We start from the raw sequence: 23,032 nt of genomic DNA, 5'->3' as shown, positions 1-23,032 counted from the left end.
CAAGGGGAGGACGATGAATCGGGCTCGGTCCGTCCGGCCCGGTCCCACTGGCCTTCGACCTGGAGACGGCCGCCGTTCGGCCGGTCGGCCGACGACGACGACGACAACGAGGAGTGTGCATGACCGGAATGACAGTTGGTTTCATCGGGCTCGGCGCAATGGGACAGGGCATGGCCGCCAGCCTGCTGCGGGCCGGCCATCGGCTCCGGGTCTGGAACCGCTCCCCCGAGCCGGTCGCCGCGCTGGTCGCCCAGGGCGCCGACGCGGCCGGGAGCCTCGCTGACGTGTTCGCCGCCGAGGCGGTCGTCTCCATGCTGGCCAACGACGACGCCGTCGAACAGCTGCTGCTCGACCCGGCGCTGCTGGCCGGCGCGAAGGCCGCCGTGCACGTCAACATGGCGACGGTCTCGATCGCGCTCGCCGACCGGGCCGCAGCCCTGCACGCCGAGCACGGCATCGGGTACGTCGCCGCGCCCGTCCTCGGCCGGCCCCAGGTAGCCGCCGCCGGCGAACTGAACATCCTCGCCGCCGGCGGTGACACGGCGCTGGCGCAGGCGGCACCGTTGCTGTCCGCGATGGGCCGGCACACCTGGCCTTTCGGCACCCGCCCCAGCCACGCCAACGCCGCGAAGATCAGCGCCAACTTCCTGATCGCCTGCGCCATCGAGTCCATGGCCGAGGCGTGCAGTCTGGCGGAGTCCCACGGTGTCCGGCCCACCGACCTGGTCGAAATGTTCAGCGGCACACTGTTTCCCGGTCCGATCTACTCCGGCTACGGCGAAATTGTCGCCGCCCGCCGCTACGAACCGGCCGGCTTCCGGCTGCCACTCGGCCTCAAGGACGTCAACCTGGCCCTGACCGCCGGCGCCGCGGCGAACGTTCCGCTGCCCTTCGGCAGCGTGCTGCGCGACGCCTTCCTCGACGCCCTCGCCCACGGCGACGGTGACAAGGACTGGGCCGCCGTGGCCCGCCGCCGGGCCGGCCTGCCGGCGTAGCCGAGGCAGCCACCTCGGCACCACAACTCGGCTGGTCAAGGGCCTATAAACCGGAACTGCAGACGCCGAACCGGTCCCACGGAGTAGCGTGCGATCCATGAGCGCATGCGAGGTTTGCGGTAATGATTACGCGATGCCGATCGTCGTCGAAGCTCAGGGAGTGCGGCACGTTTTCGACTGCTTCGAATGTGCGATCCACCGAATGGCACCCATCTGCGAGCACTGCAACTGCAAGATCATCGGTCACGGCGTGGAGGCAGACGGCAGGTTCTTCTGCTGTGCGCACTGCGCCCTGTCCGAGGGTGCCAGAGGCCTGGTCGACCACATCTGAAATCCCCAACCCGACAACGAGAACGGGGCCGAAGCCGCAAACCCTGCAGCCTCGGCCCCGCCGGGACCATCAGGTGCTCAGATCGCCAGGAAGAACAGCACACTCGTGGCGAGCGCTGCGGTCAGGCGGTCAGGGTTGTGCCCGCAGTAGATCGGTGGTGAGCGAATTCAGTTCCACCGCACCGTCTGCCCCGACTACGACGGTGCCGCCGATGTTCGCGAGCCTCCCGCCGATGACGCAGTTGGGTTCGAAGGCGAACACCATGCCTTCGGCCAGTGGCAGATCGCTGCCGATGGTCGGCACCTCGGCCAGCAGGCCGTACTCGGCGGCCTCCGGCAGTTCGCGCATCCCGCCGCCGAAACCGCACACGGTGCCATAGGGATTCATCCCGTGCACCAGTGGATGCACGTTCCAGCCGCCCGCCGCGTCGAGGGGTGCCTTCATGGCGTCGACCACCTGACCGAAGGTATTGCCCGGCCGCAGCGCAGCCACACCGGCTTCGTAGGAGGCGCGCGCCACCTTCGCCGCCACCTCGATGTCCGGATGCACCTCACCCACGGCGATGGCCACCTGATGCTGGGATTCGCGCATGCCGTACTGGCAGAACACTTCCGCCAGGATCACGTCGCCGTCCTCGATGGTCCGCGGTTCCTGCGGGCGGTAGGACCAGACCGGCGGTCCCCAGCAGGCGAAGCCGGGACCGGACTGGATGAGCATGCCGGGCGCGACCGTGCCCAGCCGGAACGACGTGGACATGCCGGCCGCGTACACCTCGGCCTCGCTCACGCCGGGCGCGGCGACGTCCAGCATGGCCTGCGCCATCGCCTCGCCGATCTCGGCCGAACGCCGCAGCACCGCAAGCTCTTCCGCGGACTGGGTCAGGGTGCGCAGCAGGAACGGAAACCACATCGGCTTGAAGTTCACCTGCGGCAGCTGCTGAAGGACCGCCGTCCACAGCCCGTACGGCATGATCGGGTTGAAGTGGAACGGCGGATACGGCTCCAGGCCGATCACCCCGACCGCCGACCGCTCCAGCCCTTGCTCCTGCAACACGTCGACGACGCCCTGGGCATGCTTGGCCACCCGCATGTTGTGCGGTTCGGTCCAGCAGGCCTCGCCGCGGCGGCGGGCCTCGATGTGGTCGGCGATGTGCATTGGCGACCACACCAGCGAGATGGGGTCGGCATCGCGCGGGAAGACCACGATCGCGCCGGGACGCTCATTGGTGAAGTAGACATCGGGGGCGAACGGTGCGGGTCCGCCGGTCTCGTGCTCGCCGTAGATCACCAAGGCGTCGACGCCCTGGTCGTCCATCAGCTCGCGGGCCAGCGCCCAGCGCCGATCACGTTCGCTCAGCGAGTAATTCGGATGCATGCGGGTTCCTTCTCGAGGTGTGATTCGACCTGGTAGGAACGCTATGTGTGGTGCGGGACCGGAGTATTCAGTCAATCGACCTGTCTGGTACCGATCAGTTTGCTTAGGTAGGGTCTGCCGAGTGCTGCGCGGGCGCGCCGACGAACAGGCGCTGATCGATCAACTCCTTGCGGACGTACGTACCGGCCGCAGCGGGGCGCACGTGCTGAGCGGGCCCGCCGGCATCGGCAAAACCGCGCTGCTCGACTACACCGCGGCGAAAGCCCAGGGATTGCGTGTGATTCGCGTGGCAGGCATCGAATTGGAAGCCGAACTCCCCTTCGCCGGCCTGCATCTGCTGCTGCATCCGGTGCTGGACCGGCTCGACGCCCTGCCCGCACCGCAGGCCGCGGCACTGCGCAGCGCCTTCGGACTGGCCCCGGCTGCACCCGGCGATCGCTTCCTGGTCGGCCTCGCCGTGCTGTCCATGCTGGCTGAACTGGCCGAAGACGGACCTGTGCTGTGCCTCGTCGACGACGCCCAGTGGCTCGACCGATCCTCCACCGAGGCACTGACTTTCGCGGCCCGGCGCCTGCACCACGAAGGCGTTCTGCTGCTGTTCGCGGTGCGCGGCGAAGCCCGGGAACCGGCCGGACTCACCGCACTCCCCACTCGCGAACTGACCGGACTCGATCCCGCCTCCTCGGCCGCGCTGCTGGACGAGCGGTATCCCGAACTCGCCGCACAGGTGCGCGCCCGACTCCTGGCCGAAACCGAGGGCAACCCCTTGGCCCTGGTCGAACTGCCCTCCGCGCTCAGCACCGAACAACGCACCGGCCAAGCACCGGCCGGCTCCTACGACCTGGCCACACTGCCCCTCTCCACCCGGGTACAGACGGCGTTCGGCGCGCGGGCCGCACGACTGGGCGACGCGGCCACCAGCCTGCTGCTGATCGCCGCCGTCGAGGAGACCGGCCGGCTCGAAATCATCTTGGCCGCCGCGGCCGCCCACCACGCGGGACCCACCGAACTGGCAGCCATTGAGGACTCGGGACTGCTTGTGCGCCAAGGCGATCGGATAGCCTTCCGGCATCCGCTGGCCCGCGCGGCCGTACTGGGCTCCGCACCGATGCACCGCAGGCTCGACGCGCACCGCGCGCTCGCCGAGGCGCTGACCGCGAGCCACTCTCCCGAGGCTGCCGACCGCGCGGCGTGGCACCGCGCCGCGGCCTCGACCGGCCCTGACGACGAGATCGCCACGGCACTCGAGACCGCGGCACTGCGGGCCTCCGAGCGGGCCGACCACGCGCTCGCCGCCGCAGCCATGGAACGCGCGGCCGAACTGACCGTCGAACCGCACACCGCGGCGCGACGCCTGACCTGCGCCGCCCACTCGGCGGCGACCGGCGGCGATCTACAGCGGACCGCCACACTCGTCCGCCGCGCGTATCGTGGACCCGTCCACCAAACCGACGCACCACGCCTGGATTACCTGCGCGCCATCGTCGAATCGGAATTCGGTTCCCGGCACCAGGCCGCCCGCATCCTGATCGACGCCGCCGGCCGGGCTCCGGCCGACCTTGTGAGCATGATGCTCGTGGACGCCATGCGCAATGGCGTGTTGGTCGGCGATGCCGAACTCACCGAAGAGGCCGCGACCCTGCTGCAACAGCGCACCGGCCGGACCCCGATCAGCGAGGGAATGATCGGCATGGCCCGCATGCTGGGTGGCGACGACGAAGCCGCGCTACACCGGCTGCACGCCTGCGCGATGCACGCACATTCCCACCCGGCGGGCTTCAGCCCGGACGAGCGTATGAACGCCGCCGCGATGGGCCTGATGACCGGCCTCGACGACGAGGCACGCGACCTGCTCACGACCCTCGTCGCCGATGCCCGCGAGCAGTCCACACTCCGGCTGCTGCCGATGCGCCTGCACTACCTCGCCTCCGCCGAGTACGCCACCGGCCGCCTCCGCGACGCCACGGTCCACGCCGAGGAGGCGCTGACACTGGCCGACTCCATCGGACAACACCACCAAATGGACGGCCTGCGTAGCATTCTCGCTTGGGGTGCGGCACAGACCGGCGACGAGCAGCGCTGCCGGGAACTCGCCGAACCCACCCTCGCCGCCGCCCTCGACCGCGGCGAACTCGCCACCGCGCTACTGGCCACCACCGCGCTCGGGCTGCTCGACCTGGGCGCGGGTCGCTACGACCGAGTGCTGGACCGCATCGAATCCGCCTCCCGCGGCCCGATGGGCAGCCACTACATGGCCGTCTTCTTCACACCGCTGTGCGTCGAGGCCGCGATGCGCACCGGGCAGCCCGCGCGCATCGGCGAAGCTCTCGAACGCTTCCGCCGCTGGGCAGACGCCAGCCGATCACCGTGGATTCAAGGCGTTTACGCACGCTGCCTGGCCCAGACGAGCTCCGACGACGAGGCCGGCGAGCACTACGCCGCGGCGGTGCGGCTACACGAGAAAGGCGGCCGACCCTTCGAAGGGGCCCGCACCCAACTGCTGTACGGGGAGTGGCTCCGGCGCGCCCGGCACAAGACCGAGGCGCGCACGAGCCTGCGTGCGGCACTGGAGACCTTCGATCGAATCGGCGCGAGCGTCTGGGCCGGCCGAGCCCGGGCCGAGCTGCGCGCGACCGGCGACACCGGCCAGCAACCGGCCACCGCCTCGATACTGGATCTGCTTACACCACAAGAACTTCAGGTGGTCCGCCTGGCCGCGCACGGACTGTCGAATCGCGAGATCGGCGCGCAGCTGTTCCTCAGCCCCCGCACCGTCGGCTACCACCTCTACAAGGCTTATCCGAAACTCGGCGTCGCAGTGCGGGCCGAACTACCCGCACTGGTCCATCAGCTGTAATGGGAGCCGGTCCGAGTCAGAACCGGTAGCGCAGGATGCGTGCGCCCTGACGGGACAGGGCGGTGCTGCGGGACATGGTCCGGGTGAGTCCCCGCAGGGGTTGCGGCCAATCGGCTACTTCGGGTGCGCGAGTGAGGAAGTCCTCGTCGATGAGGGTCAGCCCGGCGCCCCAGGATTCCGGTTCACGGGGGTCGTCGAAACCCGCGGCGGCGGTGATGCCGAGCGCCTTGATGGTGGGATGGTATTTCATCGCCCACGCGGCGAAACGGGTATAGCCGTTGAGGGCTATCTCGCCGGTGCCGAAATGCGTTGTGAGAGCATGGGTCAGGACTTGGAACGAGCTGCCGGGCAAAAAGGGGATCAGCCCCTCGGCGACGATCATGGCCGGCCGGTCGCGCGGTATTCCCGCGAGCCAGTCCGCGGCGGTGACGTCCGCGCCCACGAGATGGGAAGGCTCCGGGAGGAATTGCGGACGCATCGCGACGACCTCGGGGAAATCGACATCATACCAATCGATTCCGGCGGTCGGCTGACAACGGACCATTCGGGGATCCAGTCCACAGCCCAGGTCGAGCACCACCGCGTTGGGATGCGCGGTGGTGAAAGACCGCACGGCATCGTCCAATTTCTTACTGCGCAGCGCTGTTTCGTAGGTCAGGGCGGCCTTGATCTTCAAGGTGTCGAAGTCGTAGTCGATCCGATCCGCGATCTCCGCGGAGCGGGTGTCGCCGAGCATTGGGACGCGCAGCCTGCTGTCGAGGGCCTTGGCCCACAGTGTGATCAGCAGGGTTTCCTCGATCTGGTTCAGAGTCAAACGGGTGCGTTGCGTGGTCATGCGATACCTAACTTCTTACATGAGGGTGCGCCGCGGAAAGGTCGCGGAGCCGGGTCGATGCCTGGGGGCGGCGCCGAATCGGCCGCCCTCATCCACGGATCACACCGAACGGGACGCGCTCCGGTAGGTCGCCAGCACATTGAGCCGGTGCAGATTCCGGCACAGCGTGAGCAGGCCCTGGGTAGCGAACTCCACCGGAATCGCGTAATCACCCAGCGCGTCGATCAGACTCGGTTCCAGCGTCTCCGCCCACGGATTCGAGACCTTCGCCTGCGTCTGCTCCAGGGTCTTTCCCGCGGCAACCGCCACGGCGACCTCGTCGCGGAGCTGCTCCAGGTATCCGATCAACCAGTCGACCGCCTCGAGCGCATTGCCCATCGGCCCGTGCCCCGGCACCACGATCGCCATGTCCGGCAGTGTTTTCCGCATCTTCCGCAGGGAGGCGAGATAGGGCTCCGGCCCGCCCTGCAGCAGCATCGGCGCGATGCCCGCATGACAAACGTAGTTGCCGGTCCATGCGGTGCGGGTATCCGGGACGTACACCACGGTGTCGCCCGGACCGTTGCCCGGCCCGAACTGCCACAGCTGCACGACGCGCCCGCCCAGATCGATCTCGGCGAAGTCGTCGAACACCACATCCGGTGTGCGCCAACGGGTCACCGCGTCGAACTCCGCCTCCGCACCGTACATGTTCCCGGTCCGCTGCCGCTTCTCGTTGTCCAGATCGGACATGTTCTCCTTGTTCAGCCGCGACGAGATCACCACCACCTCATCCGGGAACGCGGCATTGCCGAACGTGTGATCACCGTGATAGGTCGTATTCACCAGGTACCGCACCGGCCGATCGGTCAATGTGGCTGCCTGCGCCTGAATCCGTGCCGAAATGGCCGGCGTAATTCCCGCATCCACCACGAGCGCCGCAGCGCTGCCCACGATGACCCCGTTGTTATCCTTCGGCGGCAGCGTCGCCATCAGCGCGACAACCCCATCCGCGAACCACTGCGCCCGATGTTCGAGCCCCACCGGCGACAGGTTCGGTCCCAGATATCCGTCCGGCCGCTCGGTGAGCTCCCGGTCCGGTACAGCTTGGGCGTTCATCTCATTGCCTTCCCTCGAGAACGGTGAACCCGCCCAACGCTAAGAACCGGCCGCGTCAACGGAATCCGTCGAACGACTGGGGTCGGTCACTGTTCTTGCGGTGGTGATCGTGAGAACCGGGGGTATCAGTGCGCGGCAGCGGCACGTCCGGGGCCGGTCGCTGCGGCGAGGGCGGGTATGCCGATGAGATTGATCTGCTCGACCCGGGTGTAGATCGAGCCGCCGAAATCTCGCAGGGACAGCTCGATAACGCGCAGCGTCAGAAGGGATCCCGCGTAGAGGCCCGCGGAGAGCGGGGTGATCAATCTTGCGATCTTGATGGCCACGTCCATCTGATTTCCTCTCAGCTATCAGCCAATTCCTCGGCTGATTCGTGCCCGGCGGAGCCGGTTCTGCGGAGGAAGTCGGCGATCACCTCGAGTTCGGCCTCGGAGTAGTGGTCGCACAGTTCGTCCATCCTGTTGTTCATTCCGGCGAACACCCGGAACAACTCGGCGTTGCGTTCGCGGACGCCCCGCAGCGCGACTGCACGGCGGTCCGTCGATTCGGGGTCGCGCTCGCGCACGATCCAGCCGCCCTTCTGCAACCGATCGAGAATTCCGGTGAGCGTCGCGGGATGCAGGCCGGCCCGGCGCGCCAACTCGGTCGGGGTCAACGGACCGTGTCGATTGATGAGGTCGAGGCAGGTCCAGTCGACGTCTCTGAGTTCGATTCGGCCGCCGAACCGGCGGTTGAGCAGCGACAGCTGAATGTTCAAGTCGCGCAGCGCATCCTTGACGGCAACCGTGAGCTGCCTGCGGCGCCGAGCCCCTGCCTGATCCGCTGTCGAACTCATACGCGCCACTTCCGATCGGTTTGTACGGATTCCGTATGATATTCGATCAGATCGGCTCGACGCGGAACACCGCGATCCGATGCGCCGCCGCCGCGACTCCATCCGGAGTGGACGTCTCGGCGAGACCCGTAGTCACGAAGCGATTGCCGACGCTGGCCGGGCTGGTGGTCACCAACTGACGCAGCAGTGGCGGTCGTTCGTCCACCGGCACCTCGACCAGGCGGACGGTCGAGGACCGTCGGCCGCGAGCCAGCTCGACGGTCTCCGCGGCCCGTGCGTTCACCACCCATGCGGCCTTCGGGAAGGCCTGGAAGATGTACTGTCCGCCGTCGAGCGCGATCACCGCGATCGGGAAGGTCCGCAGTTGCCCACTGCGTCGCCCCCGGACCGTGAGCAACTGCATTGGACCGAAAGCGATTCCGCGCCTTTGCAATCCGACGATGAGGGTGTTGACGGCGTTGGTCAGGCGACGGTTGGTGTCGGCGTTCATGAGGTGCTCTCCCATCGGGACCGGGGCCGATCCCCTCCGAAAATACGCAAACCATAAGCTATGGAATTAATATAGTATCGAAGTCATATTAGATGGCAAGTAGGAGGTCGCGGTGCAAATAAGGACAGAACGAGTGCGGGTGCGGTTCGCCAGCGGCGACGTCGAGCGCGCCGCGTGGCACTACCCCGGCACCAACGGCGCCTGCGTGGTCATGGCGGCAGGCGGAGCTGTCACGAAGGAACCAGGTACCGACCCCTTCGCGCGCCGATTCCACAACGACGGGTTCACGGTGCTCGCTTTCGACTTCCGGCGGCTCGGAGAAAGCGGCGGGCAGCCGCCGGCCGAACTCGCGGTCGAGGTGGCGAGGTCGGCACCGCACGCGGACATCGCCCACGTGCCTGGCGGACACTACGCGCCGTTCCTCGACACGCATGAGCAGGCCGTCGACACCCAATTGCTGTTTCTCCGCAGGCAGCTGCTCGCTCACGGCCGAGCGCCGGGCGAGTTCCTCACCGCCACTTCCGAAAGCGACCGAATCAGATGAGCAACGACAACGCAGCACCGCGGATCGACCCGGCGACAGTCGATTACGAGCGGTTGTACCGCGGTGAGGAACTCTTCCCGGGCGTCATCGTCCAGCGACCGCCATGGGATATCGGAAGGCCGCAGCCGCTACTCGTGGCATTCGAGAGGGCCGGCCGTATCCGGGGCGAAGTCCTCGACGTCGGCTGCGGGCCCGGCGACACCGCCGTCCACCTCGCCTGCCTCGGCTACCGGGTAACCGGCCTCGACGTCGCACCCACCGCCGTCGAACAGGCCCGCCAACGTGCCACGGAGCGCGGTGTATCGGTGACATTCGAGGTCGCCGACGCGACGACCCTGGATGGTTACGACAACTGTTTCGACACCGTAGTGAGCAGCGCGCTGCTGCACTGCCTGGATCCGGCGCAGCGCCGAACCCACGTGAGCGCGCTGGCTCGGGCAATCAAACCAGGCGGCCGATTGATCCAGTTCTGCTTCACCCCCGCCGAACACACCGAGCTGTACGCCCCGTACCCGATCCCCGAGCCGGAGTTGCACACCCTGTTCGCTCCGCCGAAGTGGGCGATCACCACTCTGCGAGCCGATCGCCTGGAGGCGACAGTGCCCACCGAGCAACAGTCGAACCTGTTTGCCCAGAACAACTTCCGTCCCGACCGCGACGAGAATGGCGCCCTGCTGCTACCAATCCTGGTGCTCGAGGCGCAGCGCACCTGAATCCTGCGCCGGCTCGAGCGCTGATCGAGACACTCGGCATCCGCTGGGCCGGAAAAGACAACGAGGTCGGTGCCGCACAAGCGGTTCCGGCCTCACCGGGATCGGTTTGTCCAATGCCCCTTGGAGCATCGCGGATCAGCTTTCGAGCCGCTTCCCTGGTAACCGATTGGCCGGCCAGAATCTCGAACGTCATGCATGTAGTGCTCAGGGTGCTGTGACCGGGGTGTTGCAGCTGGCTGGGGGATCGACCAGCTCGCAGTCGGCGGGGGCGCGGACCGGTAAGTACTCGGCCGCCACGCCGTTGTGGGCGATGATGTCGTGGTACGTGTCGACCGCGTCGGTGGGTACGCGGTTCAGGGCCGGGTCGGTGCGTACGTTCACCGTGTAGAGGCCGAATCGTGGTGTGTAGGAGCCCCATTCGTAGTTATCGGTCAGGCTCCAGTAGTTGAAGCCGATGAGGTTCATGCCGTCGCTCTTCGCGCGCTGCAGCCAGTAGACGGTGTCTCGTAGATGCTCGGAGCGGGTGTAACCGTCTGCGCGGGGTTGCCCGTTCTCGGTGGGCATGCCGTTCTCCACGATCCATAATGGCTTGCCGGGAAACCGTTGCGAATAGTGTTGCAGCGCAAAGTAGATGCCCTCGGGCCGGACCGGAAGATCCCACATTCCCGCCGGGGCGGGTGCCGAGCCGCCGGGCGTGTTCGCGGCGGCGAGGTCCGGTGGTTGGTAGCCGAAGTAGTAGTCGATGCCGATGAAATCGAGTCTGTCGCCGATGCGTTCCAGCAGAGGTCCGTTGACCTGCGACTCCGCCCCGGCAACGTAGCCGACATTGCTGGTCACCAATGCGTTCGGCTGCACCTGATGGATGTAGTCGTAGATGCTGTTGTGCGCCTGCGCCACCTCGTTCAGCATCTGATCGGCGTCGGTCCGGTTCTGACGTACCTCGTGCACGATGTAGGCGACCGGCTCGTTTATCGTCACCCAGATCGGGTTGCGAGCCGAGTAGCGGTCGACCACCTTCCGCATATTGGTGAGCCAGTCCGGCACCATGCCGGGATTGCGCCAGCCGCCCCGGTCTGCCTCCCAGCCCGGATACACCCAGTGGTCCAGCGTCAGCATGGGGCGCATACCGGCTGCCACGATGGCGTCGATCACGTCGTCGTAGAAGGCGAAGGCGGCCGGATCCCATACTCCCGGTTGGGGTTCCAGCCGTGCCCATTCCACGCCGATCCGAAACACCTTGACGCCGAGGTTCTCGGCCAAGGCGATATCCGACCGGAACCGGGAATGGAAATCGACGGAATCGCCGAGGCTGTCCCAGCCCGGATTGTCTTCGATGTAACGGGTCCAATTGCTGTCGGGTGACTGGCCTTCGGATTGGAATCCGGAGGCCGCCACACCCCAGAGAAAATCGTCGCCGAGCACGCCGATGTGTCTTTCCGGTGCGGTGCGGGCGGCCCCGGGCACCAGGAGCAGGGTGGCGGCCATGACCAGCCCGGCCGCGACGAGACAGCGAAATCGAGTGCGCATCAGCACTTCCCCAGGACCAGTACTCGAAATGAGTGAGCGCGGTTACTTACTCCTGGATAGCTGCGATTCGTCTCGGGAATATGCCAGGTCGATAGTGGTTTGGCACAACATCGCCCACGCGCTCCGCGCCCTTGCCGTGGCCCCGCACTCCAGGCAAGGAGTCGCGTCCACCGGAGTTTCCATACGACTGGGAGTGGATCAGTCGAGATCCTGTGTCCCAACGCCTACAGTGCGCTCGCCAGCAGACGCGGGCTGACCGTGCGGCCGGGCCCACCGGTCCATGACGACCTGGTCCGCCGCGGCACTCACCGAAACTGAATTACGATCATTTCAGAAACTGGTCCACTGACCATTTCACCGTGATCTAATGCTGCCCAACTCGGGTGCGGCAACCCCTCGACGACCGTGTCGAGGGACACCCGATGTCTGTGGGAGAAACAATGATGGACAGCAGTATGCGGCGGGCGGCCGGTTCGATGGCCGCGTTCGCGGTGGCGGCCGGTTTCGCGGTCGCCGCGATCCCCGGCACGGCCTCGGCCGCATCGGGAACGGTCACCTGGACCGACGGGAACAGCAAGTTCACCCGGACGGTCTCGGACACCAACCCGATCGCCGGCGAAACCATCACCGTCACGACGATGTTCGAGCGGACCGGCATCCCGGTCGAGTACATCTACTCGGTCAAGGACGCGCACCCCGCCTGCCTGACTCCGGTCGCGGGCTCGGGCAAGATGGGCGGCGACCAGGTCACGCTCGACACCTCGGCCCCGGACTCGGTCAGCGCCTCCTTCAGCATCGTCAAATACCCCGTGTACCCGAACATCTCACCGAAGTCCCAGACCTTCGAGGTGCAGTACACCGTGGGCGTCAACTGCGCCCGCGACACCCCGCTGCCGACCTCAATGAGTTACACCGGCTCCCTCGGCGCCGGCAACTACACCGACAAGGGCCCGGCCGTCACCGTGTCCAGCGACGCCGTATCGACCACCACGCTCACCCCGGTGAGCGGCGCCCAGGTCAACAATGCCGTCACCCTGCAGGCGACCGTCTCCCCGGCGGCAGCGGGCGGCACCATCCAGTTCAAGGCGGGCGACCAGGTTCTCGGTGACATCCCCGTCGCCGCGAACGGCACCGCCTCGATCGTCTGGACCCCGGGTGCCGCGGGCACCTACAACATCGCAGCCACCTTCTCCGGCCGCACCGGCGTAGCCGGTTCCACCACCACCCAGGCAGTAACCGTGGCCGACACCCCGACCCCCACCCCCACTCCGACCCCCAAGCCCAGCACCGGCTCCTTCGGCTGATCGCGGCACCCGGACGTACGTGACCTCATGCAGTCGGGGGGTACCCAGACCGCAAGAGGTCACGTACACGAAACCTCTAGCGGCCCGCGAGCACCCGCCGATACCGATGACCACGCCGCAGACGGCAGGGCTGCGCGCCCCTCCACGATCCGCTCTCCTTCGACAGCTCCTGCCGAATCCCGGGCCGAGCGTCGAGCCACACCGCACACGGGCGCGGCAGGTCCGAAGATCAACGGGCCTTGCGGTCGTGAGTGGTCGTCCGAAGCAGTGCTGCGTGGCAGAGACGAGGAGCTGACCTCCGAGAGGATGCTGACCGCGTAGGGTCTGGATCGTGAAGCGTGCGACGCAGTGGAACATCCTCGGGGAGCGCCTGGTCGACGAGAATCGGCACATCCGGCTCTCGACGGTCGACGTCGAACTCCCGGACGGTGTCCGGTTCACTCAGTACGTAGCGCGGATGCCGCGGTGCGCGATGACGTTGGTGCTCAACGAGAACCGTGAGGCGCTGTTGATGTACCGGCACCGGTTCATAATCGATCAATGGGTGTGGGAACTGCCGGGCGGCTATGTCGATCACGCCGAGGATGTCGCGGTGGCGGCGGCTCGGGAAGTGGAAGAGGAAACCGGGTGGCGGCCACGGACAATGGAGCACCTGGTGACCTATCAGCCCTCGATCGGCACCCTCGATCAGCCCCAGGAGATCTACCTCGCCCGGGGGGCGGATCTGACCGACACCGCACCCGACATCAATGAGGCCGAGGACGTGCGCTGGATCCCGCTGGCCGAGGCGGCGGCCATGATCGACCGGGGCGAGATCGTCGGCGCGGCAACGGTGGTCGCGATCTATCGGGCGCTCAGCCTCGCCGAGTGAGCTCGAGGATCTGCTGACGGAACTCGGCGACCTCGGTCAAGTCGCTGAACGGCCGCAACCGATAACGCAGGTCCCGCAGATAGGACAGACTGCGGCGGGATGCGAGATCGACGGCGATATCGAGCGCGCCGAGCCCGACCCTCACGGCCTCGCGCGGGTCGGTGACTGTCAGAGCGGAGGCGAGCAGGCTCAGGTTGAATGCGCGTCCGCGTTGGTAGCCCGCCGACATCGTCAACGAGCGCTGCGCGAATTGCGCAGTGCGCGTGTGGTCTCCGAGCTCACGGAAGCAATGGGCGGTTTTCGCGGACATGTAGGACTGGTCGAAGTATGCCAGCCACACCGGTTGTTCACCGGGCCTGGCGCGGTCGAATGCGCGTTCCGCGGCGTTGAGCGCTGTGGTGCAGGACGTTTCATCTTGACGGGCGGCATGTCCATGGGCTTCGACCATGTGGCATTCGGACTCGAGGGCAGCGAGCCCTGCCGTGCGGGCAGCGATCTGCGCGGCGCGGGCCAGGTCGATGGCATCCCCGGGCCGACCGACGTAGGTGGCCTGGTGGCTCATGGCGGCCATGATTTCTGCGCTGAGTGCGCCGTCGCTGGCGGCGCGGGCGAGTCGAAGTGCCTGGATCAGGTAGCGCTGCGCGAGGCCGTGATCTTCCTGGTCGTAGGCGGCCCAGCCAGCCAGGCGTACGAGTTCGGCTGTGGAGCCGAACAATTGGCGGCCGATGTGCTCGTTGAAGCTGCCGCGCAGCAGCGGCGCGACCGAGCTGTGCAGGTACTGCACGATCGTCGAGCGGACCTTGCCGCCACCAACCTTGTTGTCGAGATCCCGGAACGCGGCCGCCATGGATTGAACGGCATCGACGTCGATCTGCCCCACCCGTCGCGACGAGCCGATCGACACCGGATGCTCGGGGCCGGGCAGCGTCAGCCACCGCATCGACGCCGCCGGGTACACCGCGACCGCGTAGGAGGTGTCCTGCAAAAATCGTCGGTGCTCGATGTCGCTGCGCCACAGCGTGGTCGATGCCTCGACCGCGCCGGAGAGGCTCAGTGAGAACTCCAGGCCAAGATCTGCGGCCGCATCCCGGGGGTTGGGCATCCCGCACATGGCCGGTGTGATTGTGCGCCCGAGTAATTCGGTCAGCGTGTCCGCGATCAGCTGCGGCACCGGCGGCTGTGGCTGCTCCCCCGAGAGCCAGCGCCCGATCGAAGTGTGGTCGTAGCTGAGCTTCAGCCCGAGACCGCGACCCCGGTCGACGATACGGCGAGCGAGTGCCTTGCGCACCCCGCCGGCCTCTTCGACCAGCTCCTCGAACTGCCGATTCGGTTGTTTCGCACGGCGTCCCATAAACCGCAGTGTGGCACCGGTGACACCGAACCGCTATCAATCGGCGATCGCGCACACCCCCTGTGCACACACCCGCCCCTCCCGCGCGTCTACCGCCGATCGCCCGGCGTGCAGTGGACTGGCAGTCAGCCCCAATGCCGGGCGGGCTCTGCGCCCCACGAGCTCGCGGTATCTGGGTGCGCTGCAACGACCGCCGAGTACCGGGAGCTGCCGGACATGGACATCCTTCTTGCCATCACGCTCGTCTCGCTAGTCGTCTTCGCCGCCGCCGTGACCGGCCGAATCCTCCAGGACAGTGACCGTCCCGCGACCCGGCTGACCGTCGCCGACATCCAGGCGCGGCTGGCGGCCGAGCCGCCACGCACCTACATTCCGATCAGTCGAGGACGGTGAGCGATGGCGTTCACCGAACCGGAGGCGAAAGTGCTTGGCGCACTGTCGGTCCTGGACCCTGTCCAAGCGCTGACCGTGCGACAGCTCTGCCGAGCGACCGGGCTGCCCGAGACCTCGATCCACCGGGCGTTGCTGCGACTGTCACGCACCGGGCTGGCGATGGGCACCCTGCAAGGGCCTGCGCGCTGGCGCTGCACCGATCGGGGCCGACTCGCGATCACCCGCCCTGTGTACCGCGAATACGCCGGGACACGACCATGACCAACTACGTGATCGGATTCCTCCGCCCCGACATCTCCGGTGAGCGGTGGCAACAAGACCACGCACGCATCCACGCGCTCGCCAAGCAACGCGGATGGTCGGTGGTCCTCGTCTACTTTGGCGACCCGAAGCGCCCGGGCGCTGTGATCAATCGCCTGATGAATCTTGCCTACACCGAACGCGTGAACACGGTGATCGCCCCGAGCGCCGACCATTTCGAGCCCGACGACATACCGGCCCTGGTCAAGATCGCCGATGTGATCTGCGCTGACACCGGCACCAGGTACACCATCCCCACAGACGACGGCCCCACCGACGATCCGAAAGCCATGGTGATTGGAAAGGGGGTGAACTGATGAAGTCCTTGGAACCAGGACCGAATGGCAACAGCCACGACCTGTGGAACGTACCTGTGAACGCCGATGACGACGGGCAAGATCAAAGCGGCTTGGTCAACCGGCGATAGTCCGGTCACTCGCTACCACGAGGACATCCAGCGCCCCAGGGGTAAAGCAATCGCGCCGTGGGGCGCCCGCACGCTGTGGCACCATTTTCCGTCAGCAGTTCCTACAGGCGACTTGAATCGCCCCCGATCTCGACGCTCACCCTTCGCGTCGATCGTTATGGAACCTTTCCGCGCGGGAGTGTCGAAATCGGGGTCCCCACCTTCCGCATCCCCCAACCCGGAAACGACGTTGGGGCCGATACCGCGTCCGCGGTACCGGCCCCAACGGGAACGGTTCGTGCAATGACACGATTGGTGGACCTGACGTACCGGCATACGAACCGCGCCGTGCTTGTGGACAGGCCGGACGTCGCGATTCGCGCGGTGGGTGCCCGCAAGGCGGTGACGAGCCTTCACTCGAAGAGCTGAACTAATTCAGCAGTGTCAGCTATCATGGATGCATGAGGTCACTACCCTTCAGCGAGCTGATCAGGAAACAGACATCGGTGTTCCCACTCCTGGAGGATGCCGACGTACTGCTCGAGCGGCGGGACGCGGAGAACGTCGTGCTGATGCGCGACGAACGGTATCGGGCGATGGATGGCGCGCTGCGCATCGCGGCCAGGTCGCTCGCTTTGGTAGCGAAGGCGAACCGGGTAATGGCGGAAGAGGTGCTGGCTGTCGAACTGCCCTGGCTGGTTTGGCTGCCGCCGGAGCACCGCAGCGAAGCTGTGACGGAATTGCTCGACGATCTGCTCGCCGGTGTGGACACCGGCTACTACCTGCCGTTCATGCGGAACCTGATCGCGTGGAAGCACACTGCCGAGATCCACACCGATCCATCGCTGGTCGCGCAGCTCACCGGACCGTTCCAGCGTGCCGACTTCAGTGAGGTACAGCGACCTGGAAATACCGGATGAGCAAACTGAAGCGCGGCGACGAAGCCCCGCGCCCCAAGCCGTGACGAATCCTGCTGCACAGTACCCAGGCGGCGCGCGGCTGGACGGAGATGCAGCGGAACGCAATCGATGCGCTCGACCGGGCCTGGGTCGACATCACCGCCGACCCCCGCAGCGTCGCGAGGCCCCAGCGGCAGCACCGCCTGAAAGCCGATCTGAAATCGGTCAAGCTCGGCGACGAGGAATTCGAGCAGTGGCAGTACGAAGTCACCGCGGGTGGACGTATCTGGTACGCGATCGACGACGCCACCCGAACCCTCTGGGTTACGAAGGCCTACATGGGACACCCGGGCATCACTGACAAGGGAAAAGGCGGCGGTCGCCGAATTCGTTGACACACACCCAAGATCGGGAAGTGGCAAACGGAACATAGGTCCGGTCGTATCGAATTCGAGTGGAGCCAAGAGGACTCGAACCCCTACTTCCGGGGCTCGGAGGTCCTGCTCATTCGGTCGAGCTGTCAGCGCTCTTCGAAAACTGGATCTGGCACACACTTGGTGATTGACCCGGTTCAGGATGTGTTGGGGCGCTTTATGATTGACTGCAAACTGGTGTTCTGATCCTGGTGTGTCGAGGGGTTCTGTTCCCACACCTGGACGGGCTGGAGGTCGGTGCGGTTCATGGTGTCGGCTCCCCGGTGTGCATCGAGGTCGCCACGGGTGGCGAACCAGTTGATTGCCCGAGTTGCTCGGTACCGTCTCGACGGGTCCACAGCCGCCATCGGCGGCGGATGTCCGATACCTCGATCACCGGCCGGGAAGTGGTGATCGCGTTGCGGGTCTGCAGGTTGTTCTGCGACAACTTCGATTGCGGGAGTCCGACTTTCGCTGAGCAGGTGCCGCAACTGGCCGCCCGCTACGGTCGGCGGACACTCCTGTTGCAGCGGGTGTTGTGCGCGGTCGCGCTGGCGTTGGGTGGCCGCGCCAGCGCCCGGTTGACCGGACATCTGGCAGCGCGGGTGAGCCGGATGACCTTGCTGCGGCAGATCCGGGCGCTGCCCGATCCCACTCACCCGACACCGCGGGTGCTGGGTGTCGCCGACTTCGCGCTGCACCGCCGGACCCGGTGTCGCCGTCCGTGCTCGCGCCGGCTGGGCGACCTGCCAGGACCGAACCGGCCCAGGAGCGACGGTCATATTGACCATCGAGCTCTTGGCCTCCGTAGGGCGGCAAATGAGCATGTTCAACCGTGCTCTAGCGTGTGCGGCACGCCGACAAGCCGCGGCCAATGGCAGTTGAGATGTCGGCGAGCCGGTCGGCGGCACTCGCGTCGATGAAGCACAGCTCATACGAGTCCGCGGCATCTGTGGACTTGAATTCCGTCACCTACACCAGGGCAGCACCGGTTCGCAGGCATCGATCGCCGATCTCGTCGACTCTCGGCGACTTCGCCTGCGCTCCAGCGGACTTCGCGCAGAGGTATCGAGATCTTCTCCCGGCAGGCTGCGTTGGCAAACCTTGGGGTGCACTGTTCGGGCTTCGGGCAGTGGCGGTTACGGCCTGAACGATGTGGTGGGTGATCAACCGAGCATGTCCCGCGCAGTACGAGTGGTGGTTGTGTGGCGTTCACGCTCGGTGAGTAGAGCGGTGAATGTGGCGTATTCGATTGGGGGGACGCAGATCTGCCGGTGTGGCAGTGGACGTAGCCTGTCGGGGTATACGTCGTTGGGGGTGACGACGGTGTGGTCGGGTTGGTCGGTCGTGTTGTGCTGGCGGTTGATCCACGCTTGCATGTCGGGTGAGTCGATGCTGGGCAGGCTCGCTACAGCATGAACCCAGTCCAGTCCCGTGATGGCTATGGCCGCTTCTGCGACGGTCACCATCACGGCGTCGGTGCTATGCCAGCTGCCGCCCATCGCCGATCGTGCCTTTCGTGACGACCACTGAGGAAGATGGTCCGAAAGGGCCTGGACAGGTTCGGCAGCGGTGAAACCCCTCTGCATCAACGATAGACGCAATTCGTCGCTATGAGCCGTTCGATTCGCCGCGACCGCCGATGTGCCTACGCCTCTCGGCTCCGCGGCGCGACAAGCGTCGTTCGGGCCCGGTTTACAGGCGGGGGCTGGATGGGCGCGGAGAGGGTATAGCGTGGATATAGCGGTGATCGCTCGCGTACCGCCGTCCAGACGGTGCCATCACCCTTCAGCCGGCCAGTCCATGGTCAGACGGGAGCGTCGCAATGACGCTGCTCTACAACGGTTTTCGTTCCTTATCCACCTGGCCGCGGCCGGGGTGCGCGAGATGAGCGCGCAGGACGACGCTACCGGCTCACGCCGGGCATGTCTGAACGCGGCGCTGAACGAGAGGGCCGGCGATCTCACCGATGACGATGCGGGGGTGGCAGCGTTTCTGACCCTCGGTGATGATGTCGTGCGGAACCTGTTGGATGTGCTGCAGCGACTCGACCGGCTACGCGGCGTTATCGAGGACACCAAATCCACGCTGTTGCAAGTAGGTTCCGCCCGTATCGATCTGCGCGATCTGGTCGCCAGGCTGGAAACCGATTTACGTAGCGCGAACACCGCCATGCTCGCCATCGCCAGCAACTGGCTCATGTCCTCCCCCGAACGCGGCGGCCCCCTCACCATTCGGTCCACACCCCACTGACAAGACTCGGCATTCGTCCCAGGCGACGGCTATGACGAGCGCGGCGCCTGTGGGCGGATCGGTCAGTCGAGGTAGTCCTGCAGGGCCTGTGAGCGTGACGGATGGCGCAGCTTCGACATGGTCTTCGATTCGATCTGGCGAATTCGTTCACGCGTGACGCCGTAGACCTTCCCGATGTCGTCGAGGGTCCGGGGCAGCCCATCATCCAAGCCGTAGCGCAGGCGCATCACGCCTGCTTCCCGCGGGTTGAGCGTGTCGAGCACCGACTGCAATTGGCGCTGCAGCAGGGTGAACGACACGGCGTCGATCGCGACGACAGCCTCGGTGTCCTCGATGAAGTCGCCGAGTTGGCTGCTACCCTCGTCGCCGATCGTCTGATCCAGTGAGATCGGTTCACGCGCGTACTGCCGGATCTCCAGGACCTTCGCGGGTGTGATGTCCAGTTCCTCCGCGAGCTCTTCGGGCGTGGCCTCGCGGCCCAATTGCTGCAACAGCGCACGCTGGGCGCGTCCGAGCTTATTGATGATCTCCACCACGTGCACCGGGATGCGAATGGTTCGGGACTGGTCGGCCATGGCGCGACTGATCGCCTGCCGGATCCACCAGGTGGCATAGGTCGAGAATTTGAACCCCTTGCGGTAATCGAACTTTTCGACCGCACGAACAAGGCCCAAATTGCCCTCCTGGATCAGGTCGAGAAAGGCCATACCGCGTCCGGTGTACCGCTTGGCGATCGATACCACCAGGCGCAGATTCGCCTCCAGCAAGTGGTTCTTGGCCTTGACGCCGTCCTGCACGACCCAGGTCAGGTCGCGGCGACGCGCGGCGGTGATACCGGCCGCCGATTCGAGCTCCTCGTGCAGCTTCTCCGCCGCATACAGTCCAACCTCGATCCGGATCGCCAGATCCACCTCTTCTTCCGCAGACAGCAGGGGAACACGGCCGATCTGCTTCAGATACGCGCGCGTCGAATCCCCACCGGCCGTGAGCGCGGCTTCCTTGCGCGCCCGTCGCAGCGCCGGGGACTCGCTGTCCTCCCAGTCGGAATCATCCCCGGCATCACCTCGCTCCGCTGGGTCGACTGCGACCTCGAAGGTTGAATCCTCTTCCGGCGCATCGGTTTCGACGCTTACCGAGTCGACATCCGATGGAGGCTGGTCGGTCGTTTCGTTGGCGGAGGTTGCCACATTCGCCCTTTCGCGGGATTAGGGCGGCACCGCGATGTGAGATCCGCAGAGAGGCCTTGGACGCCCTCGGCAATCACCGAAGCCACTGGCCAGTGTACCGGCCACCAGCCGGTACACCGTGGCTGCAGCGTAGCTCGGGCCGGCAGTCGCCGGCACCGATGCGGCTGCATGCCGCTGGATTTCCATTCCGTCGCCGAGTCCTTCGTAGGCGGCGTGTCTGGATCACCCGATCAGGGAGGCAAGTCGGCGTGTGATGCGAACAGCGCACTGACTCGCGGGTCGTGCAGCGGGAGGCCTTTGAGCCACCGGGACTCGACTTCTTTGAACAAGCCCAGGGAAAGCATGGGATCGCGACGTGCCAGGGCTTTCTGATCGGGGTCCTCGCCGGTGAGGTCGAGCGCTGGTGAAAAGAGAATGAGTGCCTTTGGCTGTGGAAGTCCCGCATCGCAGGATCTAACTCGATCGTTTGGAACTGTCGGCTCTTTACAGAATAGGTCCGGAATGGGACATTATCTGTCATGAACGAGGGCGACTTCGTCAGCCTCGAAGCAGCAGCCGCAGCGCTTGGTGTTTCCGTTCGACATGCTCGTCGCCTCACGAATTCCGGACGCCTGACGCGAGTCACCCGCGGACTGCTTGATCGCGACTCGGTGGATCGTTATCTGATGTCGCAGCGCCAAGGTCGCACCCGGGCTTGGGCGGAGCACACTGCATGGGGGGCGATCACCGTTCTCTCGGGTGGACGAGCCGACTGGCTCGGGCCTACGCAGACCTCGCGGATCCGAAGCACGCTTCGGAAGCTGACAGACCCAAGCGAACTGTCAGTACGGGTGCGCGACCGCGCGCATGTGCGCGTATTTACGGCTCACCGCGCCGCGCTACCTCGACTTCGCACGGCCGTCGTATGCCCTGACATGGGTGCTCTCGGCATCGTCGACATCAACGAAGACCATCTCGATGGCTACATCGCCACGCACCAACTCGACAACATCATCCGAACCCTTGGACTCCGGGCAGCACCGTCCGGCAACGTCACCCTGCGCGTCACCGACTTCGACTTCGAACAGGTCGGCAAGCTCGTCTCCACAAGCGCCGTCGTTGCGGCACTCGACGCCGCAACCGCGCTCGATCCGCGCATCCGGGGAGTAGGACAACGCGCTCTGACCGAGATGCTGGAGGCCTATCGATGAGCGACCAACGACCACGACCGACACTCGAGGTCGCGTCCCCGCCCGGTGGCTGGCCTCCACCCTGGCCCAATGTCGCCGAACTGGCCGACGCGCTCCCACGCGACAAATGGACTCTGGTCGGGGGACTCATGACCCAACTGCACGCGATCCACTACGGACTCGGCATCGTTCGCCCGACCAACGACGTCGACATCGTGTTACACATCGAAACTCAGCGAGGCATCCCGGCAGCCTCGGCGACCGCCCTCGAAAATCTCGGATACCGTCTGCTGCCGTCCATCGACCCACGCAACAACACCGCGCACCGGTTCGTCCGCGGAACGACAACCGTCGATCTCGTCGCAGGGGTCTCGTCAGAAGAGCACGTCGACGTCCTCATCGCCGACCATCCGGCACCCAAGGTCGTCGAACGACTCCGTGGTCGCGAAATGGTCCGCGTCGAAGGCGGCACCCAAGCGCTGCGCCGAACCATCAACGCACGCATCGAGATAGCGGCGGGGATAGTCGCAAACATTTCCGTACCGCGCCCATTCGGGGCCCTGATCCTCAAAGCTGCGGCCTACACGACGGATTCCCGCGATCGGGATCGCCACCTCTACGACGCCGCGGCGCTGCTGGCCTGCATCGAGGATCCGTTCGCGGAACGTGACGACTTCGCCGGCTCCGATCGACGCCGAATCTCCATGCTCGCAACCCAACTCGTACCCGACCATTCCGCCTGGCGGGCGCTACCACGCCAACATCGTGCGCAGGGCGAGACCGCCCTGGCCATCCTCTCCAACCCGGACCCGTGACACCGGAGCCAACGACTTATCCGACAACAAATCCCCCGAAATAGAGAAAAAGGTCGGGCCCGGCGATTGCCG

The 23,032-nt window shown here is 66.0% G+C and carries 27 protein-coding genes; 16 read left to right on the top strand and 11 right to left on the bottom strand.

Annotated elements, in window-relative coordinates; translation table 11 throughout:
• Window positions 1-17 precede the first annotated feature (17 nt).
• The gene (locus ACFXIV_RS12965; protein WP_379421263.1) at window positions 18-995 is read left to right on the top strand and encodes an NAD(P)-dependent oxidoreductase; all 978 of its coding nucleotides are present in this window, start codon (window positions 18-20) and stop codon (window positions 993-995) included.
• A 133-nt stretch (window positions 996-1,128) separates the two neighbouring features.
• A complete protein-coding gene (locus tag ACFXIV_RS12960; RefSeq protein WP_379421254.1) occupies window positions 1,129-1,326 on the top strand; it encodes a hypothetical protein in 198 nt (65 codons plus the stop codon).
• Window positions 1,327-1,455: 129 nt separating this feature from the next.
• Here the strand turns inward: ACFXIV_RS12960 and ACFXIV_RS12955 are convergent, their stop codons facing one another.
• A complete protein-coding gene (locus ACFXIV_RS12955) occupies window positions 1,456-2,700 on the bottom strand; it encodes a M24 family metallopeptidase (RefSeq protein ID WP_379399658.1) in 1,245 nt (414 codons plus the stop codon).
• 121 nt (window positions 2,701-2,821) lie between these two features.
• Here ACFXIV_RS12955 and ACFXIV_RS12950 point away from each other — a divergent pair, with 121 nt between their 5' ends.
• On the top strand, window positions 2,822-5,557 hold the full coding sequence (locus ACFXIV_RS12950) for a helix-turn-helix transcriptional regulator (protein ID WP_379399659.1): 2,736 nt from the start codon (window positions 2,822-2,824) through the stop codon (window positions 5,555-5,557).
• 16 nt (window positions 5,558-5,573) lie between these two features.
• Here ACFXIV_RS12950 and ACFXIV_RS12945 read toward each other — a convergent pair whose 3' ends face one another.
• From ACFXIV_RS12945 to ACFXIV_RS12925, 5 genes are all read right to left on the bottom strand, one after another.
• Entirely contained in the window at window positions 5,574-6,392 is an 819-nt protein-coding gene (locus tag ACFXIV_RS12945; protein ID WP_379399660.1) for a class I SAM-dependent methyltransferase, read from the bottom strand.
• A 99-nt stretch (window positions 6,393-6,491) separates the two neighbouring features.
• Window positions 6,492-7,490, bottom strand: a complete 999-nt coding sequence (locus ACFXIV_RS12940) for an MBL fold metallo-hydrolase (protein ID WP_379399661.1) — start codon at window positions 7,488-7,490, stop codon at window positions 6,492-6,494.
• 125 nt (window positions 7,491-7,615) lie between these two features.
• Window positions 7,616-7,822 (bottom strand): hypothetical protein, encoded by a 207-nt coding sequence (locus ACFXIV_RS12935; protein WP_379399662.1) that lies wholly within the window; start codon window positions 7,820-7,822, stop codon window positions 7,616-7,618.
• Window positions 7,823-7,833: 11 nt separating this feature from the next.
• The gene (locus ACFXIV_RS12930; protein WP_379379002.1) at window positions 7,834-8,325 is read right to left on the bottom strand and encodes a MarR family transcriptional regulator; all 492 of its coding nucleotides are present in this window, start codon (window positions 8,323-8,325) and stop codon (window positions 7,834-7,836) included.
• A gap of 46 nt (window positions 8,326-8,371) precedes the next feature.
• Complete coding sequence (locus ACFXIV_RS12925; protein WP_379399663.1) at window positions 8,372-8,815, bottom strand: nitroreductase/quinone reductase family protein; 444 nt, start codon at window positions 8,813-8,815, stop codon at window positions 8,372-8,374.
• A gap of 112 nt (window positions 8,816-8,927) precedes the next feature.
• On the opposite strand from ACFXIV_RS12925, the gene ACFXIV_RS12920 reads away from it, so the two are divergent.
• Together ACFXIV_RS12920 and ACFXIV_RS12915 are read left to right on the top strand one after the other, a co-directional pair.
• On the top strand, window positions 8,928-9,359 hold the full coding sequence (locus tag ACFXIV_RS12920) for a hypothetical protein (protein WP_379421253.1): 432 nt from the start codon (window positions 8,928-8,930) through the stop codon (window positions 9,357-9,359).
• Window positions 9,356-10,072, top strand: coding sequence for a class I SAM-dependent methyltransferase (locus ACFXIV_RS12915; protein WP_379399665.1), 717 nt, complete (start codon window positions 9,356-9,358; stop codon window positions 10,070-10,072). The genes ACFXIV_RS12920 and ACFXIV_RS12915 overlap by 4 nt, the downstream gene beginning before the upstream one ends.
• A gap of 204 nt (window positions 10,073-10,276) precedes the next feature.
• Here ACFXIV_RS12915 and ACFXIV_RS12910 read toward each other — a convergent pair whose 3' ends face one another.
• Window positions 10,277-11,599: a family 1 glycosylhydrolase gene (locus ACFXIV_RS12910; protein ID WP_379399666.1), complete on the bottom strand. Its 1,323-nt coding sequence runs from the start codon at window positions 11,597-11,599 to the stop codon at window positions 10,277-10,279.
• A 440-nt stretch (window positions 11,600-12,039) separates the two neighbouring features.
• Here ACFXIV_RS12910 and ACFXIV_RS12905 point away from each other — a divergent pair, with 440 nt between their 5' ends.
• Together ACFXIV_RS12905 and ACFXIV_RS12900 are read left to right on the top strand one after the other, a co-directional pair.
• Window positions 12,040-12,903: an Ig-like domain-containing protein gene (locus ACFXIV_RS12905; RefSeq protein WP_379399667.1), complete on the top strand. Its 864-nt coding sequence runs from the start codon at window positions 12,040-12,042 to the stop codon at window positions 12,901-12,903.
• Window positions 12,904-13,234: 331 nt separating this feature from the next.
• The gene (locus tag ACFXIV_RS12900) at window positions 13,235-13,774 is read left to right on the top strand and encodes an NUDIX hydrolase (RefSeq protein ID WP_379399668.1); all 540 of its coding nucleotides are present in this window, start codon (window positions 13,235-13,237) and stop codon (window positions 13,772-13,774) included.
• Here the strand turns inward: ACFXIV_RS12900 and ACFXIV_RS12895 are convergent.
• Window positions 13,758-15,125 (bottom strand): hypothetical protein, encoded by a 1,368-nt coding sequence (locus ACFXIV_RS12895; protein ID WP_379399669.1) that lies wholly within the window; start codon window positions 15,123-15,125, stop codon window positions 13,758-13,760. The genes ACFXIV_RS12900 and ACFXIV_RS12895 overlap by 17 nt on opposite strands.
• Window positions 15,126-15,341: 216 nt before the next feature.
• Between ACFXIV_RS12895 and ACFXIV_RS12890 the strand changes: the two genes are divergently transcribed.
• The 6 genes from ACFXIV_RS12890 to ACFXIV_RS12865 all read left to right on the top strand — a co-directional run bounded on the left by ACFXIV_RS12890 (window position 15,342) and on the right by ACFXIV_RS12865 (window position 18,459).
• Window positions 15,342-15,518 (top strand): hypothetical protein, encoded by a 177-nt coding sequence (locus ACFXIV_RS12890; RefSeq protein ID WP_379399670.1) that lies wholly within the window; start codon window positions 15,342-15,344, stop codon window positions 15,516-15,518.
• A 3-nt stretch (window positions 15,519-15,521) separates the two neighbouring features.
• The gene (locus ACFXIV_RS12885; RefSeq protein WP_379399671.1) at window positions 15,522-15,779 is read left to right on the top strand and encodes a helix-turn-helix domain-containing protein; all 258 of its coding nucleotides are present in this window, start codon (window positions 15,522-15,524) and stop codon (window positions 15,777-15,779) included.
• Window positions 15,776-16,135 carry a hypothetical protein gene (locus ACFXIV_RS12880; protein WP_379399672.1) on the top strand — a complete coding sequence of 120 codons (360 nt, stop codon included), beginning with the start codon at window positions 15,776-15,778 and terminating at the stop codon, window positions 16,133-16,135. Before ACFXIV_RS12885 ends, ACFXIV_RS12880 begins: the two co-directional genes overlap by 4 nt.
• A gap of 550 nt (window positions 16,136-16,685) precedes the next feature.
• Window positions 16,686-17,144 (top strand): hypothetical protein, encoded by a 459-nt coding sequence (locus ACFXIV_RS12875; protein WP_379399673.1) that lies wholly within the window; start codon window positions 16,686-16,688, stop codon window positions 17,142-17,144.
• A gap of 89 nt (window positions 17,145-17,233) precedes the next feature.
• Window positions 17,234-17,518 (top strand): hypothetical protein, encoded by a 285-nt coding sequence (locus tag ACFXIV_RS12870; RefSeq protein WP_379399674.1) that lies wholly within the window; start codon window positions 17,234-17,236, stop codon window positions 17,516-17,518.
• Window positions 17,519-17,748: 230 nt separating this feature from the next.
• Window positions 17,749-18,459, top strand: coding sequence for a transposase family protein (locus ACFXIV_RS12865; protein WP_379421252.1), 711 nt, complete (start codon window positions 17,749-17,751; stop codon window positions 18,457-18,459).
• A gap of 243 nt (window positions 18,460-18,702) precedes the next feature.
• Here ACFXIV_RS12865 and ACFXIV_RS12860 read toward each other — a convergent pair whose 3' ends face one another.
• On the bottom strand, window positions 18,703-19,008 hold the full coding sequence (locus tag ACFXIV_RS12860) for a hypothetical protein (RefSeq protein WP_379399676.1): 306 nt from the start codon (window positions 19,006-19,008) through the stop codon (window positions 18,703-18,705).
• A 415-nt stretch (window positions 19,009-19,423) separates the two neighbouring features.
• Between ACFXIV_RS12860 and ACFXIV_RS12855 the strand changes: the two genes are divergently transcribed.
• Window positions 19,424-19,789: a hypothetical protein gene (locus ACFXIV_RS12855; protein WP_379399677.1), complete on the top strand. Its 366-nt coding sequence runs from the start codon at window positions 19,424-19,426 to the stop codon at window positions 19,787-19,789.
• Between the two features lie 62 nt (window positions 19,790-19,851).
• Here ACFXIV_RS12855 and ACFXIV_RS12850 read toward each other — a convergent pair whose 3' ends face one another.
• Both ACFXIV_RS12850 and ACFXIV_RS12845 read right to left on the bottom strand, forming a co-directional pair.
• On the bottom strand, window positions 19,852-20,976 hold the full coding sequence (locus ACFXIV_RS12850) for an RNA polymerase sigma factor (protein ID WP_379399678.1): 1,125 nt from the start codon (window positions 20,974-20,976) through the stop codon (window positions 19,852-19,854).
• Window positions 20,977-21,206: 230 nt separating this feature from the next.
• Window positions 21,207-21,479: an alpha/beta hydrolase fold domain-containing protein gene (locus ACFXIV_RS12845; RefSeq protein ID WP_379399804.1), complete on the bottom strand. Its 273-nt coding sequence runs from the start codon at window positions 21,477-21,479 to the stop codon at window positions 21,207-21,209.
• A gap of 15 nt (window positions 21,480-21,494) precedes the next feature.
• On the opposite strand from ACFXIV_RS12845, the gene ACFXIV_RS12840 reads away from it, so the two are divergent.
• The gene (locus ACFXIV_RS12840; protein ID WP_379399679.1) at window positions 21,495-22,166 is read left to right on the top strand and encodes a helix-turn-helix domain-containing protein; all 672 of its coding nucleotides are present in this window, start codon (window positions 21,495-21,497) and stop codon (window positions 22,164-22,166) included.
• Window positions 22,163-22,960, top strand: coding sequence for a hypothetical protein (locus ACFXIV_RS12835; RefSeq protein ID WP_379399680.1), 798 nt, complete (start codon window positions 22,163-22,165; stop codon window positions 22,958-22,960). Before ACFXIV_RS12840 ends, ACFXIV_RS12835 begins: the two co-directional genes overlap by 4 nt.
• Window positions 22,961-23,032: the final 72 nt, after the last annotated feature.

The sequence above is a fragment of the Nocardia sp. NPDC059236 genome (assembly GCF_042754085.1).
In the GTDB taxonomy this organism is placed as follows: Bacteria; Actinomycetota; Actinomycetes; order Mycobacteriales; family Mycobacteriaceae; genus Nocardia.
This window is presented reverse-complemented; position numbering and strand designations above follow the sequence as displayed.

What these genes read in the sequence shown, in the direction of transcription:
- ACFXIV_RS12875 (WP_379399673.1), top strand. Translation starts at nt 16,686, where the DNA reads ATGAGGTCACTACCCTTCAGCGAGCTGATCAGGAAACAGACATCGGTG.
- ACFXIV_RS12895 (WP_379399669.1), bottom strand. Translation starts at nt 15,125, where the DNA reads ATGGGACGCCGTGCGAAACAACCGAATCGGCAGTTCGAGGAGCTGGTC.
- ACFXIV_RS12885 (WP_379399671.1), top strand. Translation starts at nt 15,522, where the DNA reads ATGGCGTTCACCGAACCGGAGGCGAAAGTGCTTGGCGCACTGTCGGTC.
- ACFXIV_RS12855 (WP_379399677.1), top strand. Translation starts at nt 19,424, where the DNA reads ATGAGCGCGCAGGACGACGCTACCGGCTCACGCCGGGCATGTCTGAAC.
- ACFXIV_RS12960 (WP_379421254.1), top strand. Translation starts at nt 1,129, where the DNA reads ATGCCGATCGTCGTCGAAGCTCAGGGAGTGCGGCACGTTTTCGACTGC.
- ACFXIV_RS12835 (WP_379399680.1), top strand. Translation starts at nt 22,163, where the DNA reads ATGAGCGACCAACGACCACGACCGACACTCGAGGTCGCGTCCCCGCCC.
- ACFXIV_RS12890 (WP_379399670.1), top strand. Translation starts at nt 15,342, where the DNA reads ATGGACATCCTTCTTGCCATCACGCTCGTCTCGCTAGTCGTCTTCGCC.
- ACFXIV_RS12930 (WP_379379002.1), bottom strand. Translation starts at nt 8,325, where the DNA reads ATGAGTTCGACAGCGGATCAGGCAGGGGCTCGGCGCCGCAGGCAGCTC.
- ACFXIV_RS12840 (WP_379399679.1), top strand. Translation starts at nt 21,495, where the DNA reads ATGAACGAGGGCGACTTCGTCAGCCTCGAAGCAGCAGCCGCAGCGCTT.
- ACFXIV_RS12870 (WP_379399674.1), top strand. Translation starts at nt 17,234, where the DNA reads ATGCAGCGGAACGCAATCGATGCGCTCGACCGGGCCTGGGTCGACATC.
- ACFXIV_RS12940 (WP_379399661.1), bottom strand. Translation starts at nt 7,490, where the DNA reads ATGAACGCCCAAGCTGTACCGGACCGGGAGCTCACCGAGCGGCCGGAC.
- ACFXIV_RS12935 (WP_379399662.1), bottom strand. Translation starts at nt 7,822, where the DNA reads ATGGACGTGGCCATCAAGATCGCAAGATTGATCACCCCGCTCTCCGCG.
- ACFXIV_RS12910 (WP_379399666.1), bottom strand. Translation starts at nt 11,599, where the DNA reads ATGCGCACTCGATTTCGCTGTCTCGTCGCGGCCGGGCTGGTCATGGCC.
- ACFXIV_RS12955 (WP_379399658.1), bottom strand. Translation starts at nt 2,700, where the DNA reads ATGCATCCGAATTACTCGCTGAGCGAACGTGATCGGCGCTGGGCGCTG.
- ACFXIV_RS12880 (WP_379399672.1), top strand. Translation starts at nt 15,776, where the DNA reads ATGACCAACTACGTGATCGGATTCCTCCGCCCCGACATCTCCGGTGAG.
- ACFXIV_RS12915 (WP_379399665.1), top strand. Translation starts at nt 9,356, where the DNA reads ATGAGCAACGACAACGCAGCACCGCGGATCGACCCGGCGACAGTCGAT.
- ACFXIV_RS12925 (WP_379399663.1), bottom strand. Translation starts at nt 8,815, where the DNA reads ATGAACGCCGACACCAACCGTCGCCTGACCAACGCCGTCAACACCCTC.
- ACFXIV_RS12905 (WP_379399667.1), top strand. Translation starts at nt 12,040, where the DNA reads ATGATGGACAGCAGTATGCGGCGGGCGGCCGGTTCGATGGCCGCGTTC.
- ACFXIV_RS12945 (WP_379399660.1), bottom strand. Translation starts at nt 6,392, where the DNA reads ATGACCACGCAACGCACCCGTTTGACTCTGAACCAGATCGAGGAAACC.